At 69.7% G+C, this 16,092-nt stretch carries 14 protein-coding genes; 4 read left to right on the forward strand and 10 right to left on the reverse strand.

The genetic code is table 11. The features are described from left to right. The first annotated feature begins 99 nt into the window (after positions 1-99). Entirely contained in the window at positions 100-1,944 is a 1,845-nt protein-coding gene (locus GV015_RS12210) for an ABC transporter ATP-binding protein (RefSeq protein WP_159878574.1), read from the forward strand. On the opposite strand, the gene GV015_RS12215 is transcribed toward GV015_RS12210, so the two are convergent. The 5 genes from GV015_RS12215 to GV015_RS12235 all read right to left on the reverse strand — a co-directional run bounded on the left by GV015_RS12215 (position 1,903) and on the right by GV015_RS12235 (position 8,271). Further along, positions 1,903-3,099, reverse strand: a complete 1,197-nt coding sequence (locus GV015_RS12215) for an ABC transporter permease (protein ID WP_159878575.1) — start codon at positions 3,097-3,099, stop codon at positions 1,903-1,905. The two genes, GV015_RS12210 and GV015_RS12215, sit on opposite strands and share 42 nt — an antisense overlap. After that, positions 3,096-3,815, reverse strand: a complete 720-nt coding sequence (locus tag GV015_RS12220) for an ABC transporter ATP-binding protein (protein ID WP_236555433.1) — start codon at positions 3,813-3,815, stop codon at positions 3,096-3,098. The genes GV015_RS12215 and GV015_RS12220 overlap by 4 nt, the downstream gene beginning before the upstream one ends. Beyond that, entirely contained in the window at positions 3,812-5,068 is a 1,257-nt protein-coding gene (locus GV015_RS12225) for an efflux RND transporter periplasmic adaptor subunit (RefSeq protein ID WP_159878576.1), read from the reverse strand. The genes GV015_RS12220 and GV015_RS12225 overlap by 4 nt, the downstream gene beginning before the upstream one ends. A gap of 229 nt (positions 5,069-5,297) precedes the next feature. Further along, positions 5,298-6,104, reverse strand: coding sequence for an NAD(P)-dependent oxidoreductase (locus GV015_RS12230; protein WP_159878577.1), 807 nt, complete (start codon positions 6,102-6,104; stop codon positions 5,298-5,300). Between the two features lie 427 nt (positions 6,105-6,531). Continuing rightward, positions 6,532-8,271 carry a PHP domain-containing protein gene (locus GV015_RS12235; RefSeq protein ID WP_159878578.1) on the reverse strand — a complete coding sequence of 580 codons (1,740 nt, stop codon included), beginning with the start codon at positions 8,269-8,271 and terminating at the stop codon, positions 6,532-6,534. A gap of 178 nt (positions 8,272-8,449) precedes the next feature. Here GV015_RS12235 and GV015_RS12240 point away from each other — a divergent pair, with 178 nt between their 5' ends. Beyond that, positions 8,450-9,181 (forward strand): hypothetical protein, encoded by a 732-nt coding sequence (locus GV015_RS12240; protein ID WP_159878579.1) that lies wholly within the window; start codon positions 8,450-8,452, stop codon positions 9,179-9,181. Positions 9,182-9,217: 36 nt separating this feature from the next. On the opposite strand, the gene GV015_RS12245 is transcribed toward GV015_RS12240, so the two are convergent. The 5 genes from GV015_RS12245 to GV015_RS12265 all read right to left on the reverse strand — a co-directional run bounded on the left by GV015_RS12245 (position 9,218) and on the right by GV015_RS12265 (position 14,714). Beyond that, positions 9,218-11,119 (reverse strand): ABC transporter ATP-binding protein, encoded by a 1,902-nt coding sequence (locus tag GV015_RS12245; protein ID WP_159878580.1) that lies wholly within the window; start codon positions 11,117-11,119, stop codon positions 9,218-9,220. A 129-nt stretch (positions 11,120-11,248) separates the two neighbouring features. Continuing rightward, positions 11,249-11,473: a hypothetical protein gene (locus GV015_RS12250; RefSeq protein ID WP_079705792.1), complete on the reverse strand. Its 225-nt coding sequence runs from the start codon at positions 11,471-11,473 to the stop codon at positions 11,249-11,251. Between the two features lie 109 nt (positions 11,474-11,582). Further along, on the reverse strand, positions 11,583-12,635 hold the full coding sequence (locus GV015_RS12255; protein ID WP_159878581.1) for an iron chelate uptake ABC transporter family permease subunit: 1,053 nt from the start codon (positions 12,633-12,635) through the stop codon (positions 11,583-11,585). After that, positions 12,632-13,639 carry an iron chelate uptake ABC transporter family permease subunit gene (locus GV015_RS12260; RefSeq protein WP_201299387.1) on the reverse strand — a complete coding sequence of 336 codons (1,008 nt, stop codon included), beginning with the start codon at positions 13,637-13,639 and terminating at the stop codon, positions 12,632-12,634. The genes GV015_RS12255 and GV015_RS12260 overlap by 4 nt, the downstream gene beginning before the upstream one ends. Before the next feature lie 7 nt (positions 13,640-13,646). Continuing rightward, positions 13,647-14,714, reverse strand: a complete 1,068-nt coding sequence (locus tag GV015_RS12265) for an ABC transporter substrate-binding protein (protein ID WP_159878582.1) — start codon at positions 14,712-14,714, stop codon at positions 13,647-13,649. A gap of 111 nt (positions 14,715-14,825) precedes the next feature. On the opposite strand from GV015_RS12265, the gene GV015_RS12270 reads away from it, so the two are divergent. After that, positions 14,826-15,644 (forward strand): AraC family transcriptional regulator, encoded by an 819-nt coding sequence (locus GV015_RS12270; RefSeq protein ID WP_159878584.1) that lies wholly within the window; start codon positions 14,826-14,828, stop codon positions 15,642-15,644. Between the two features lie 92 nt (positions 15,645-15,736). Continuing rightward, a complete protein-coding gene (locus GV015_RS12275) occupies positions 15,737-16,063 on the forward strand; it encodes a hypothetical protein (RefSeq protein WP_159878586.1) in 327 nt (108 codons plus the stop codon). Positions 16,064-16,092: the final 29 nt, after the last annotated feature.

Genomic DNA, 16,092 nt, shown 5'->3' on the forward strand with positions numbered 1-16,092 from the left:
CGGACCGTACGTCCTGTCGTTATGCGCACGATAAGCCCGCTGAACGCCTCGAGCGCTGCTTATCGGACGCTTAACCTGCCGCCCTACGCTCCGAGCACCATGCATTCCACACCGAGACGCTCCCGACGATCTGGTCGCACGCCGCGCTGGCCCAACGCTCGCATCCTCTGGTCGTTCGTCCGCCCTTACCGGGCGCGGCTCGCGCTCGGCTTCTTCCTCGGACTCGGGTCGACCGCCGCGGCCCTGGCGTCGCCGCTGGTGACGAAGCAGATCCTCGACTCCATCGGCACCGATCACGGCATGGTCCAGCCGATCGCCCTGCTGCTCGGTCTGGTCGTCCTCGGTGCGGGCTTCGCGTTCACGCAGGCGGTCCTCCTCGGCAACCTCGCAGAGGACATCGTCTTCTCAGTGCGAGGTCTCTTGGTCGGTCGATTCTTCCGCGGCCGCATCGCAGACCTGCAGTTCCGGCCGACGGGTGAGATCGTCACGCGGGTCACCTCCGACACGGTCCTCCTCCGAGAGGCGACGTCATCGAGCCTCGTCAACCTCGTGAACGAGACGATCGCGCTCATCGGCGCACTGGTGCTCATGGCCGTCCTCGACCCGACATTATTCCTCGTCGCGCTGGGGTGCATCGCCGTCATCGGTGCGCTGGCAGGCCGCCTGATGCCGAGGATCGGGGCGGCGCAGCGGCTGGCGCAGGAATCGATCGGACGCCTGGGCGGCATCCTCGAGGGCGGGGCGCGCGCCGTGCGAACCATGAAAGCCGCTCGCGCCGAGTCGACCGAGGAGGCTCGTGTCCTCGCCGAGGCTCGGGATTCGATGGATCACGGCAAGCGCGCCAACCGCACCGAGGCGCTCGCATGGACGATCGCCGGCACGGGGATCCAGTTCGCCATCCTGGTCATCCTGTCGGTCGGCGCCTGGCGAATCGGCGCCGGGTGGCTTGAGGTGTCGACGCTCGTCGCCTTCCTGCTCTATGCCTTCCAACTCGTCGAACCGGTCAGCTCGATCACCATGTACGTCGCCGAGCTGCAGGCCGGTGCCGCCGCGGCCGCGAGAATCCGGGAGACCGATGACATCCGGACCGAGGACACCACCACCGGGCGCGCTGTCGCGCTGCACCGGTCGGGCGCGGATGCGCTGCGGTTCGAGCAGGTCGGGTTCACCTACCCTGGAGGTGTCCGGCCTGCCGTCGACGGCTTCTCTGCCGGGTTCCCCTGGCACGGGCAGCTCGCGGTCGTCGGTCCGTCCGGTGCGGGGAAGACGAGTCTCTTCTCGCTCATCCTGGGGTTCTACCGACCAGAGACCGGACGGATCCTGGTGAACGGGACGGACGTTGCGGAGTTGTCGCTGAGCTCCATCCGCGAGCGCATCGCCTACGTGGAGCAGGAGACGCCGTTGCTCGCGGGCACCATCCGCTACAACCTCGCGTACCGGTTCCCCGATGCCACCGACGACGAGCTGTGGGCGGCCCTCGATGCGGTCAGGCTCCGCCAGCTCGTGGACGGGTTCCCGCTCGGGCTCGACGAACCGGTCAGCACGACGAGCCTGTCCGGTGGACAGCGGCAGCGGATCGGTGTCGCCCGTGCGATCGTCCGCAGGCCCGACATCCTGTTGCTCGACGAGGCCACTGCGCAGCTCGACGGGCTGACCGAGGCCGCGATCCATGGTGTCGTCGAACGGATCGCGAAGGACAGCCTGGTCGTGACCATCGCGCACCGGCTGTCGACGGTCATGGATGCAGACCGGATCATCCTGATGGACCGGGGTGCGATGGTCGACTCCGGCACGCATGACGACCTGCTGGCGAGCAGCCCGCTCTATGCCGAGCTGGTCGCGTCGCTCCGCATCGGCCGATCAGCTGAACCACCGGCCGCTGACCGACCGGCGGCCGATGAGTCAGACGCCGACGCGCAGCGCCTGCACGGGATCCATCCGTGAGGCTCTGATCGCGGGGTAGGTTCCGAACACGATGCCGATGCCGATCGACAGCCCGGCCGCCAGGCCGACCGTGGCGGGCTCGATCACCGGAGGGATCCCATTGATGGGGGAGCGGGTGACGATGAATGCGGCGACGACACCGAGTGCACCGCCGACGACGCTCAGGGTCGTCGCCTCGATCATGAACTGCCCGGCGATCGAGAGCGGGCGCGCTCCCAGGGCCTTCCTGATACCGATCTCGCGGGTCCGCTCGCGCACGGTGAGGAGCATCACGTTGGTCACACCGATCCCGCCGACGAGCAGACTGATCGCCGCGACGCCGGCGAGCATGCCGTCGAGACTGGCGGCAGAACCACCGAGCGCGTCGCGCAGCTGGTTCGGCGTCGAGATGTCGAAGGGGGCGCCGTCTGCCGCCGAGCCGTGTCGCAGGGCGAGCACTGCTCGGATCTCAGCCGCGGCCTGGTCGACGTCCTTCGGCGAGACGGCGCCGACGGAGAGTGCGTTGATGGACCCGTACCCGGTGATGGAGGAGCGGACTCGATCGATGGGCGCGTAGATCGTCCGGCCGGAGCTGAACATCTGCTGCGCTGCGCCGCCGTCCTTGAGGACTCCGACGACGCGAAGCGGTGTGGACCCGACGAGCACCGTCTGTCCCACGGCGTCTCCCTCGGGGAAGAGCGCCGTCGCGGAGCGGGCGTCGAGGACGGTGACGTCGCCACCGCCGAGCGCGTCCGACGCTGCAAGGGAGCGCCCCTGCCCGATCACGGAGTTCGTGATGGTGAAGTAGTCGGACGTCGTGCCGACCAGAGTGACCGACACCGAGCGACTCCCTGCGACCGCCCGCTTCTCCGCCGAGACCTGCGGTGCCACACTGGCGACGTGTGTCGCCACGCGGCTCGAACGGATGGCTTCAGCATCCTCGGGTTGCAGCTGAGGACCCGCTCCGGAGGTGGAGAAGCCCGGGGAGACGGTGATCGCCGATGCACCGAGCGCCGCGATCTGGTCGTTCACCTGCTTCGAGGCGCCGTTGCCCACGGCCACCAGCGTGATCACGGAGCCGACGCCGATGACGATCATCACGATGGTCAGCACCGAACGGGTGAGGTTGCCCGTGATCCCGCGCGCCGCTGCGCCGAGCAGATCCACCGCCCTCATCGCCGCACCTGCAAGCCGCCGGCCAGCGGTCGTCGAGCCTGATCGTCGGCGATGCGACCATCCTCCATCGTCACGATCCGCTCGGCTCGCGCCGCCACGTCTGATTCGTGGGTGATGAGGACGACGGTTGAGCCGGCACGGTGGAGGTGCTCGATGATGCCGAGCACGTCCTCGGTCGACTCCGAGTCCAGATTCCCCGTGGGCTCGTCGGCGAGGATGAAGGCAGGGTCGTTCACGATCGCCCGTGCGACCGCGACACGTTGCTGTTGCCCCCCGGACAGCTGATTGGGGTGACGATCCATCTTCGCCTCGAGTCCCACCCTGGACAGCGCCTCCTCGGCTCGGACACGACGCTCACTGCGAGCAACGCCCGCGTAGACCATCGGCAGTTCCACGTTCGCCCTCGCCGTGAGCGCGGGGATGAGGTTGAACGCTTGGAAGACGAAACCGATCTCCGCGTTGCGGATGTCGGCGACCCGCTTCGGCGGCATCGCGGAGACCAGGTGTCCGTCGATGCGCAGTTCGCCTGCGCTCGGACGGTCGAGGCAGCCCAGGATGTTGAGCAGGCTGGATTTGCCCGCACCCGAAGGGCCGACGATGGCGAGGAACTCGCCGACGGGGACGGTGAGGTCGATCCCGGCCAGGGCGTGCACGACGGCGCCGCCCAGACCCGGGTGTCGGCGTTCGATGCCCACGAGCTCGATCGCCGGGATCACTGGGGGCCACCGAACGAGCCGTCGTCACCGGCGGGTGCGACACCGTCGGTCCCGTCTCCCGAGGTCTGGCCTACGGCCGGCGCGACGAGCCGAACCGTGTCGCCCGGCTCGAGACCATCCAGGATCTGGACCTGCGTGGGTGTGCTGATGCCGATCGTCACCTCGACGGTCTTCGTCTTCCCGGACTTGGCGGGGACTTCGACGGTCCCCGCAGTCGGTGAGCTGCGCGTGACGGCTTCCGCTGGGACGACCGTGGCGTTCTCCGCGGTCGCTGTCGTGATCGTGACGACGGCGGTCTGGCCGAGCCGGACGCCTGCTGGGACCGACGTCAACTGGACGACGACCGGGTAGCTGACGACGTTGTCCGTGCTGGTCTGCGGCGTCGGAGCGACGGTGACGACGGTGCCGACGATCGCTTCGGCTCCCTGAGCGGGCAGGGTCACGGAGACGGCCTGTCCGGCGGCGACGGAGGTGATGTCGGCCTCGGGGATGGCAGCAGTCACCAACAGGCTGGAGACGTCTGCGATCGCGACGAGCCCGGCGGAGGCTGCCGTCGCCGCGGGGTTCGCGCCCTCGCCCTTCACCTGTCCGGACTGTCCTCCCGAGGTGATGGTCCCGACGGTCCCGTTGACGGCGACGACCACACCGGCGATCGGCGCGAGCAACGTGGTCTGGTCGCGGGTCTGCTGTGCCGCGGCCACATCACGCTGGGCGTCGTCGCGGGTCCGCTCCGCCTGGGTGACCGCGTCGCGCTGCGTCGGGCCTTGCGCGGTCAGCTCGCGGATGGTCGCCTCCGTGCTCTGGCGCTCCGGTGCGTCCGGAGCGAGCGTGGCCAGCGTCGCCTTGGCTGCAGTGAGAGCGTCGATCCCGCCTTGTAAGGATTGCCGGGCGGTGTCGAGCGTGCTCTGCGCGGCGCTCAGCGCGCTGCGTGCCTTCTCGAGGGCGAGATCGGCCGGCCCGGTGTCCACGGTGGCGAGTTCCTGGCCCGCAGCGACGTTCTGGCCGACGGCCACCGAGATCGAGGTGACCCGCCCGCCGTCGACGAAACCGGCGGATGCGAGGTTCGCCGGCGCGATCGACCCCTTTCCCGTCACCGAGGAGGAGATGGTCGCCTGCTCGGCCTTCGCTGTCACCGGCACGGCGGCCGGCTCGACCTGACTCGACGTCGTCGCGACCGCAACGCCTCCGCCGACTGCCAGGACGGCGGCCAGGCCGACCGCACCCCAGATGATCCAACGCTTCGTGATTGCCATGGCGGCACCGTACGGACCGTACATAAGTGCCGGATAAGGATCTCGGCCGATGTCACCCAGGCTCCTCAGGGTCCTCATGGAGACCCTGCCGGGTGGCGACGGCGATGGTGGTACTCGGTCTCGCCTGGGTGAACGGGCCATCATCGAAACGTGCGTCGGTCGCTGTCCGAAGGCGCGGGGTCGCAACCCTGCAGGGACGCGTCCTGGCCTGATGGCCCACGTGGGGTGGCTATCGGACCGTCCGCTCCTGTCGCATCTGATCGGTCGAATAGGCCAGGGAGGCGTAGATCCCGCCCTGCGGGACCTCGGGGTCGATGTGCTCGGCTTCACCCCACTGGGCGGCGTCATCTCGGGGCGTGAAGCCGATCGCCGTTCCAGCGTCGAGATCCCACCATCCGTCGGTGTTCCCGGACACCGCGTAGAACACGGCCGTGTGTTCTGTGGTGGTCATCGCCGCGATGAACGCGCGCACGGCGTCGGCTGGACTGAGCCACGTCCGCTGCTCGCGGACGGAACCCGGTCGCTGCTCGTAGCTACCGATGCGGAGCGAGATGGTACTGATGTCGAACTTGTCGGCGTACAGCCGACACAGCGCTTCTCCAGCGACTTTCGATACGCCGTAGAACCCGTCCGGACGGGGCGGCATATCCGGTGTGACGTGGGCGCCCGACGGGTAGAACCCCGTCAGGCGGTTACTGCTCGCGTAGACCACACGCGGGACGCCGGCCCGCCGGGCGGCCTCGAGGACGTGATAGGTCCCGACGATGTTCACCTCGGCCAGGTCGTGGAAGTCGGCCTCATCGGGGATCCCTCCGAGGTGGATCACACCGTCCGCGCCGTCGAACAGCTCGACCAGCGCAGGAAGGTCAGCAAGGTCAGTGCTCGCGAGGGACTCGTGCGGACCGAGCGGAGTCATCGTGCGGATGTCGGTAGAGACGAGCACCGCCTGGCGGTCGAGCAGTGCGGAGCGGAGCGCCGATCCGATGTTCCCGGCGGCTCCGGTGATGACCCAGCGGGTTCCAGCGATCTCTGTCATCGTGCGATCGTACAAGGCGACATCCTTCGCCCGCGTCCTGCGTTGGCGTCACCGAGGCTCGTTCCTCGTGCACTGGAGGACATTGCACGCCTCGACGAGAAACGGGTCCTTCTCTGTCCAGGCTACCGACGCATCTCACCGACTCTCCTCGGCGCCCAGCGACGTTGAAGCCGTGACGAGAGCCGTAACCGGGTGATGCCGTTCGTTCCGCACGCCAGGCACGCGCAAGGTCGACCGAAGAGTCCGAATCTGGTCTCGTGTCCGACGAGCTGGTCGCGGCGCCGACGCCTCACGAACGCGCCAAAGACGCGATGGAAGGCGCCGCTCTTCTCATGGAGACTGCGGGCAGTACCGGCACAGAGACTCGGGGTGAGACGCTCGCGGAACGCATATCGGCCGCCGCATTGCGAGGGGGCATTCGTGTCGGTCAGCGCACGCTGATGAAGATCGGGTTCGTGTACAGCCAGGTGTCGGCCCAGGGGTCGGCTGGGGAGACCGGGTACGGCTGGGGTGCCCGCGGGTCGACCTCGGCGCCGAGCGGACCGACCCCGTGCACCTGGCCATCGCTGCCGCGAAGGCGGACGTAGCCGTCCTCAGTGGCCGGCTCAAGCGGCACCACGACACGGAACGGGGAGTCGCTGCGGTCGGCGACGTCGAGCATCTCGACGACTCGGGTGCCGGGTGCGCGCTGTTCGTCACGGTCGGCGACGGGCCCGGTGACGCGCCCTCGGATCAGGTCGAGGTGTGCGAGTCTCGGCGTCGTGCCCCGCGAGGTGGGTGTCGTCGTGGGCGTGACGTCGACCACGAGCTCGAGGGCTGTGCCGCTTTCGACGGTGAGGGTCCCACCCAAGGTGACGCCGGTCTCCGGCTGGTCGGTGGCACGGAGCACGACGGAGAGCCCGGCGACGAGGTGCCCGTGGTCGACCCAGACACGGCCGGCGCGGATTGCGTCGAGCAGGGAGACGGACGACCGGTCGACGGCCCCGACGTGCGTCCGACTGAACTCGCCCGGCCAGAAGTCGGCGCCGTTCTGGGGCGTGGCCGTGGCGATCGGGTCCGGCCGACGGCCGGCGCGGTTGAAGTTCGCGAGCGTCGCCCCGGACTCCCAGCCCGGCCCCGTCGGGAAGTCGCCCACGCGTGTCGCGTCGGACTCCTTGAGGTGCAGATCGCTGTTCGTGGTGACCCACCAGCGCCTTCCCTCGCTCAGGAGCGAGTCCCATACGCCGCCGACGACGGCCGTGGTCCAGTCGAAGCCGCCGTGCGTCAGATAAGCCTCCGCGGGGTAGCCGGGGAAGGAGAACTCGCTGGGGGTGTTCTCGTACTCGCCACGCCGTGAACGTTCGGTCGCGTTCGCTGCGATCGCTCCGGCCTGGGCGCCGGGAGCGCCCTCCATGCCGACGAACACCTCGGGGTCGGCGTCCTGCCAGGCACGGAGCTCGCCGGGCGAGTCGATGCCGAGACGGCTCGGGTGGTTCGCCAGGACGATCACGTCGTTGATGACGCCTGCACGCTTCTGGGCGCCGAGCCAGGCGATCCCGTCGGTAGCGTGCACGAGCCACTCGGCGGCGTCTTCGGTGCCGGGGCGCGGTTTCTCCCATCCGTTGAGCTTGCCGTCGTGGTCGAGCTCGAAGCGGCGCAACACGAGGGTCGTCTGGGGCCCGGGCGCGATCAGCACGGTCGCGTGCTCGGCTCCCGGGATGTACCACTCGAGCCCCTGGAGCACGAGCATGTCGGGGCGAGCCGCCCGCGCGGTGTCGATCTCGCGTGCCGCGTTGAACACCCCGCCGACGTTGGCATGCCCCTTGTTGCTGTGCTCGGTGAAGGCGATCGCGTCGACCGCGAAACGTTGCGCCTGGTCGAGGATCGTCGTCATCGGGTACTTGGCGTCGTGCGAGTAGACCGAGTGCACGTGGTGGTCGAACACCAGCCAGGAGAGCGCGTCCGGGTCGACGACTGCCGACGCGGACGGCAGCGGCGCGGCCTGGGCAGAAGCCGCGCTCCCGAGCCCCTGGGCGGTCGCTCCCACTGCGACCGTCGCAGCGACGGAAGCCCCCAGGAAGGACCGGCGGGAGAGGCCGGGCCGGGCCGATGCGCCCCGCTTCACCTCGGGCACGGAGGATGAGCCACCAGTTGGCGCGGGCTGCTCGAGGCGGGGATCGAAGGGCATGGCATCACTTTCATCGGACGGACGCGCCGATCGTAGGCAGCGGAGGTGAACCTCGGCCCAACGGCCGGTGCCATGAGTGACGCCCCGCGTTCACGACCCATTCACCTGCGTGGGCGATAGTCCTGGCGTCACCGGGTATCCCCGTCCCGGAGGCCCACCGCACCCACCAAAGGTCCCGATGTCTTCCACCGTTCGCGTCATCCACCGTTCTCCGCTCCGTGCCGCAGGGCGCACCCTGCTCGTCACGGCAGCGCTCAGCGCCAGCGCGGTGCTCTGCCTCGCCGGCGCTGGTGCTGCCGTCGCCGCCTCGGCGCCGGCACCGCTCACGCTGCGCGACACCGCCGGCGCCGCGGTCACGTCAGGTGACGCGCGCGCCGTCCCGTCGTTCGGCTCCGCGGTGCTCGCCGCGGGCTGCCCAGCCGATGCGGACGACGCCGCCCGACTCTCCGTGACGGCGGGAGGGGTCACCGTCGTCACGTCTCCGACCGTCACGGTGGCCGCCGGGCAGCCGGTCGAGGTGCCGATGGCCATCTCGTTCCAGGAGGTCGTGGACGGCGGCGTCGAACAGGGAGATGCGACCCTCGCGATTGAGTGCCTCGTTCTCGAGTCAGGCATCCCGTCATCGGTGGTAACGGCGGCGACCCTGCCCGTCACGTTCGCCGCGGGAACCTGGTCCGTTCCCGGCGCTCAAGTCGAGCCGGTCCCTCCGACGGCCACTCCGACCGCTGGCCCGCCCTCGGGAGGTCCTGGAGCAGGGGCGATCGCGTCGCCGAGCCCGTCGGCCGCAGCACGACCCTCCGCTGACGGAGACCTGGCGCTGACGGGCTGGCAGCTCGGCGGGGCCGGCGTCGTCGCCGCCGGCCTGCTCGCGGGCGGAGCCGCCCTGCTCTTGCGCAGGCGTCTCCGGTAACCCATCGGCCCGGAGGCTGCGAGGGGGCGACCGCGGTCAGGTCCCGCTCGCTGTCTCCTCATCCGCTGCCAGGTCCTTCTGGACGGCGAACTGCGTGCGGTGCAACTCTTCGTACCGCCCGCCGGAAGCCAGCAGCTCGTCGTGCGTGCCCCGCTCCACGATCGAGCCGTCCTCGACCACGAGGATCAGGTCCGCACTGCGGATGGTCGAGAGCCGGTGCGCGATGACCATCGCCGTCCGGCCCTCGAGCGCCTCGCTGAGCGCCGCCTGCACCGCCGCCTCCGAGGTCGAGTCCAGTGCCGCTGTCGCCTCATCGAGGATGACGACGCGCGGCTGTGCGAGGAGCAGTCGTGCGATGGTCATCCGTTGGCGCTCCCCACCGGAGAGTCGGTAGCCACGCTCGCCCACCATGGTGTCCAGCTGGTCCGGCAGGGACCGGATGAGCGGTTCGAGCCGCGCGCGGCGGACGGCGTCCCACACCTCGTCCTCGGACGCATCCGGACGCGCCAGGCGCAGATTGGAGCGGATGGTCTCATGGAACAGGTGACCGTCCTGCGTCACCATGCCCAGGGTGTGCCGCATGGAGGCGAAGGCGACATCGCGGACGTCCGTCCCCGCGAGACGCACGGCGCCCTCGTCGACGTCATACAGCCGCGACAGCAGCTGCGCGATCGTGGACTTACCCGCTCCTGACGAGCCGACGAGGGCGACGGTCTGCCCCGGTTCGATCCGGAAGGAGACGCCGTGCAGCACCTCCTCGCCGCCTCGGGTGTCCAGCGTCGAGACCTCTTCCAGAGAGGCGAGGGACACCTTGTCCGCCGACGGGTAGGCGAAGTGGACGTCGTCGAACTCGACGGACACCGGACCCTCGGGGACGGTGACGGCGTCGGGCTTCTCCCGGATGAGCGGTTCGAGGTCGAGAACCTCGAACACGCGCTCGAAGCTGACCACCGCGCTCATGATCTCCACCCGGGCGTTCGCGAGGCCGGTCAGCGGCGCGTAGAGGCGGGTGAGCAGGAGCGCCAGGGTGACCACCTCACCGGTGTCCAGTTGCCCGGCGAGTGCGAGGAAGCCGCCGAGGCCGTACACGAGGGCGAGCGCGAGGGCGGAGACGAGCATCAGCGCGGTGAAGAAGACGAACTGCAGCATCGCCGTCCGGACGCCGATGTCGCGGACGCGGGCGGCACGGACGCGGAACTCCTCGGCCTCCTGATCCGGTCGGCCGAACAGCTTGACGAGCGTGGCACCGGGCGCTGAGAACCGCTCGGTCATCTGCGTGCTCATGGCCGAGTTGTGGTCGGCGGCTTCGCGACGCAGCGCGGCGAGACGGCTACCCATGCGGCGCGCGGGTACCAGGAAGATGGGGAGCATCACCACGGCGAGGACCGTCACGAGCCAGGACGTGCTGAGCATGACGATCAGCGTGAGGACCAGGGCCACGAGGTTCGTGATCACGCCGGACAGTGTGCCGCTGAAGGCCTGCTGCGCGCCGATCACGTCGTTGTTGAGGCGGCTCACGAGCGCGCCCGTCCTGGTGCGGGTGAAGAACGCGATCGGCATCTGCTGCACATGGTTGAAGACGGCCGTGCGGAGGTCCAGGATCACGCCTTCGCCGATCCGCGCCGAATACCAGCGCGTCACGAGGGACACGGCGGCGTCGGCCACGGCCACGAGGGCGATCACGAAGGCAAGGCGGACGATCGTGGCCACCTCGCCCCGGGCGACGATGACGTCGACCACCTGGCCGGCGAGCACCGGCGTCGCGACTGCGAGGAACGCTCCCGCGACGGAGAGGGCGATGAAGACCAGCAACTTGGACCGGTAGGGCACCGCGAACGTCATGATGCGCCGCACGGACTCACGGGAGATGCCGTGCTTGCCGTCCTTGGCGGTCGAGATCTTGTACAGCGAGCTCCAGGCCGCGCTCTCCATGCTCATTGCGACTCCTCACGCCCCGCTGCGCATGAGCACGTCCCCGACCCCGGTCACGACCCGGGTGGCGACGCGAACGCAGACCTGCGAGAGCGTATCAGCCTCGCCGTTCCCGACCTGAACGCTCTGGCGTCGTCAGCGTTCGGCGCGCAGGGCCGTCCACATCACGACGAAGGCGGCGGCGATGCCGAGCACGCTGCCGGCGAGCCCGACGATCATGGCGGGATGGCCGGTGTCGGCGAGGCCGATCGAGCAGGCGACCACACCGACGCCGGACGCCATCAGCGCGACGAAGCTGAAGGCGGCGAGGATGAAGCGCTTCGTGGTCCGGGTGGGATCGGGGGCGGGAGGGAGCGACATCGTGTCTCGTTTCCGCCGTCGCGTGGGCTGCGTCGGCTCTTCGGCATCAGGCTAGAGGGCCGCCGGTCGATGCGGTGAGGGGGTATCCCCGGTCCTCACGACAGAACGGTCACGAGCGTCTGCGGATCTCGTGGACGAGGAGCCAGACGAGGTAGCCGCCACCCACGATCACGGTGACGACCCCCACCGGCAGCGACGTCGGCAACAGGTGCTGCGCGACGATGTCGGATGCCAGCAGAATGAGGGCCCCGAGCAGGGCGGACGGCACCAGTGCGATGCCGGCGGTGCGGGTGATCCGCTGCGCGATCTGCGGGGCGGCGAGGGCGACGAAGGCGATGGGTCCGGCCGCGCCCGTGACGACAGCCGTGAGCGCGACGGCGCACGCCACGAGACCGAGCCGCGAACGTTCGACCCGCGAGCCCAGCGCCTTCGCCGCGTCGTCGCCGAGCTCGAGCTGGCGGAGCGAACCACCGAGCGGACCGAGGGCGATGGCGACGGCCATGATCACGACTGCGGCGGGGAGGAGCTGCGCCCAACCGACGGCGTTCAACGAGCCCGCACCCCACACGGTGGCGAGCATCGCGACTTCGAGTTTCGCCCGCAGCACGAGGTAGGAGCTGAGTGCCTCGAGCATGGCCGAGACGCCGATGCCGACGACGATGAGACGGAAGCCCTGGATGCCCCGGCGATAGCTGAGGAGGTAGACCAGCGCTGTGGCGATCAGGCCGCCGCCGATGGCACCACCCGCGACCGCGGCCGACCCGGCGCCCGCGCCGATCACGATGATCACGATGAGACCGCCCGCGTACGATCCCGCGGTGAGCCCGATGATGTCGGGGCTCGCGAGCGGGTTGCGGGTGAGGGATTGGAAGATCGCGCCCGAGAGTCCGAGCGCCCCGCCGAAGAGCAACGCGGCGAGGACCCGGGGGAGACGCCACTCGAGCACCACCGTCTGCACCAGACCGTCTGGCCCGCCGAGGAACGCCGACGCCACCTCGTCGACCGACAGGGGCAGATCGCCGAGACACAGCGCGAGCAGCGCCAGGGCGAGGAGGATCGCGCAGAACACCCCGCACACGGTGATGGTGCGCAGCCGGACACGGAGGGAGAGTGAGCGCCGACGCCACACGACCGTGCGCGGTCCCGTCTCGACCCCGGTCACAGTGCGCTCGCCTTCGCGCGTCGCACGAGGTGGATCAACACGGGCGCACCGATGAACGCCGTGACGATCCCGACCGGGACGTCACTCGGCCAGAGGATCACACGACCGATCACGTCGGACGTGAGCAGCACGGCCGGCGCGATCAGGATCGAGTACGCCACGATCCACCGCTGGTCGGGGCCGACGATCCACCGCGCGATGTGGGGCACCATCAGGCCGACGAAGCCGACCGGTCCGGCGATCGCGGTCGCCGCACCTGCCAGCAGGGTGATCGCGACGACCGCGAGCACGCGGGTGCTCACGAGACGCGTGCCGAGCGAGGAGGCGAGATCATCGCCCAATGCCAGGGCGTTCAGCGATCGCGCACTGAACAGTGCGATGACGACGCCCGCGACGACGAAGGGGAGCGCCGGCAGGATGACGTCGAATCCGCGTTCCACGAAGGACCCGGCGTTCCACCCGCGGAGCTGCCTGAAGGTGACCGGATCGAGGAGCATCATGGCGGTCGTGATGCCGCTGAGCACCGCAGCCAGGGCGACGCCGGCGAGGGTCAGCCGGACCGGATCCGCGCCACCACGTCCTGCCGAGCCGATCACGTAGACGAGTGCCGTCACGACCAGGGCTCCCAGGAACGCGAACGGCAGGTACTGCACGGGCGTGCGCGCGCCGAGCAGGACACCGATCGCGACGAAGAGCGCCGCGCCCGCGTCGACACCGAGGATGCCCGGATCACCGAGGGGATTTCGGGTGAGGCCCTGGATGAGTGCTCCCGAGACGCCGAGCCCGACACCGACGACGAGCCCGGCCACGGTGCGGGGGATCCGCAGATCGAGGACGACCAGATCGGTGACGGAGCCGTCGGGCCTCGTGAGTGCCCGCCAGACGTCGGTCGGGCCCACGGGGTGGGACCCCACGAGGATGCTGAGCAGGATCGCGGTCGCGAGTGCCGCGACCGCGATCCCGAGCCCCAGCGAACGGCGCCCGCGAGGGGTGCGCGAGGTCACCGACGGGTCAGCCGTCGACGCTCTGCGGAGCTGTGCCGGCGACGGCGTCCACCAGGCGCGGCACCAGTTGCTCGAGGACGTACTTCTGGCTGAGTGGGGTGAGGAAGTAGATCGCACCGGCGAGCTCGCCGTCGGTGAAGACCGCTCGCCCGCCGGTCACGGCGTCGAGGCTGGAGGTGGTGCCGAAGCCCAGCACCTCCTGGACGGAATCCGCGGACTCCGTGGCGAAGACGATCACGTCAGCGTCGATGACACCGACGTTCTCCGCGGCGATCTGCGCCTGTCCGCCCTCGCTCGGGACGTACTGCTGCAACCCGGGCGTGATCGTGAACCCGAGATCCGTCAGGAAGTCGGTGTTGAGGCCGTCGGGGTAGACCCACAGGTTGCCGTCCCACGGCCCACCCTGCGAGAACGTCGCCGTGAGGCCCGCGAACTCCGGGTGCGCTGCTGCCGCCGCCGCATAGGCATCGTCGACGCCCGTGATGAGCGCCTCGCCTTCCGCCGAGCGACCCACGGCCTGGGCGACCATCCTGGTCTGGTCCCGCCAATCCGCGAAGTAGAGCCCCGCGCCTTCCTCATTGGTCACGGTCGGCGCGATCTCCGCGAGCTTCCCGTAGTTCTCCTCGGTCATGCCGGCGTTCGTCCCGATGATCAGGTCCGGCCGCAGTGACGCGATCTTCTCGTACTCGAACCCGTCGGTCGTGGTGAGGACGGTCGGCTCGGCATCGCCCAGGAGATCCGTCGCCCACGGCCACACCGCATACGGCTGCTCGCCGTACCACTCCGTCGTCGCGATCGGTGTGACACCCAGTTCGAGGAGGATGTCCTGCTCGGTCAGGCCGACCACGACGATCCGCTGCGGTTCCGACGGGATGACCGTCTTGCCGTACTCGTGCTCGATCGTCACCGGGAACGAGTCGCTCGGCTCGGTCGTGTAGTTCGGGTTCTCGGCGGTGGTCGACGCGGCGCTCGAGCAGGCGGAGAGCGCGACACCGACGAGGGCGAGCGCGCTCACCGCGGCAAGCAGACGAGCGGTCCTCGCGCTCGGGGCGCGGTGGTGCTTCGGGACGATCATGGGGTCCTTCATCGGTTCGGCTGGCGGGATGACGACAGTCAGGTTAGCCTTGCCTAATCGCTTCGCGCTATCGCGCTGAGTGGACAGGACTTGTCGAATGGAGACAGCTGGATGTCTGGTCGCGATCACTCGGACGGCGGAATCAAGCTCCTCGGCCCGCTGGATGACGCCGAAGGGACATCGGGGGAGTTCCGGGTTTCCCGCTCGCGGGTCGACGCGACGACACGGTTCGATGAGCACTCCCACCGCGAGGACCAACTCGCGTGGATGAGTTCCGGCGCGATGGAGGTGTCGGTCCCCGGCGATCGACGGCGACTGCGGCGAGAGCACCTCGCATGGATCCCCGCGGGGATGGTGCACGAAATGAGCTTCAGCGAGCCCGGCGAGCTCATCAGCGTCTACGCCGACCCGGAACTGCGCCCCCAGGGCGGCCGGTGGAACGGTGCACGGACCGTCCGGGTCGACGACCTGTCGGGAGCACTGCTGGCGCACCTGCTGGAGGCCGATCCGGCCGGCCGACGTCGATGGCGGTGCTGGACGCTCCTGGTCGACCTGCTGTCGGCTGCGGCTCGCGACGACGAGGCGTTGGCCATGCCCCGTGAGCCGCGCGCGCGTGCCATCGCGTCGGCCCTGATGGCGGACCCCGCCGACCCGCGCGGGCTCGACGATTGGGCCTCGGCTGCAGGTGTCAGCTCGAAGACGATCGGCCGGGCGTTCGTGGACGGCACGGGATGCACCTTCCGCGAGTGGCGGGTCCGCGTGCGCCTGCATGCTGCCGCGGGCATGCTCGGACGGGGTGCCGCCGTACAGGACGTCGCACCCGCGGTCGGCTACGAGTCGGTGAGCAGCTTCATCGGGGCGTTCCGGGCCCGGTTCTCCATGACCCCCGCCGTCTACGCCGCGCGCAGCCGGTCGTCGGAGGTCGTCTGATCCGAAGACGGGTGCGGCTTCAGGCGCTCTGAGCAGACCGACCGCCCCCGTCGGTCTGGCCGACGCCTCGGCTTCCGCTCTAGGGTGGCCGTATGGCCCACCCGCAAGAACGACGGTCGACCAGCCGGTGGAGCGTGATCCTGCGGGTGATCGCCGGTATCGTCGGCGCCGCGGCCGCGATCGTGTTCCTGCTGGCGATCTGGATGGTGGTGTCGAGCCGGTTCGGCTGGGACGATCGCGACGTCCACGGCTACCGCCTGCTCTTCGGAACCCCGATTGCACTCTTCGCCGGGCTGGTCATGGCAGTCTCCTTCCCGCTGGCGCTGCCGCCGGCGCACCGGAGCCGTACGCGGGCCGTGACCCTCGGAGTGCTAGCGGTCATCGTCGTGCTGCTCGTCATCGCGGTCGTCACCGCCTGAATCGGCCCAGCGCGGCCTTTCCTGACGGC

It is taken from the genome of Plantibacter sp. T3 (assembly GCF_902506515.1).
In the GTDB taxonomy this organism is placed as follows: Bacteria; Actinomycetota; Actinomycetes; order Actinomycetales; family Microbacteriaceae; genus Plantibacter; species Plantibacter auratus.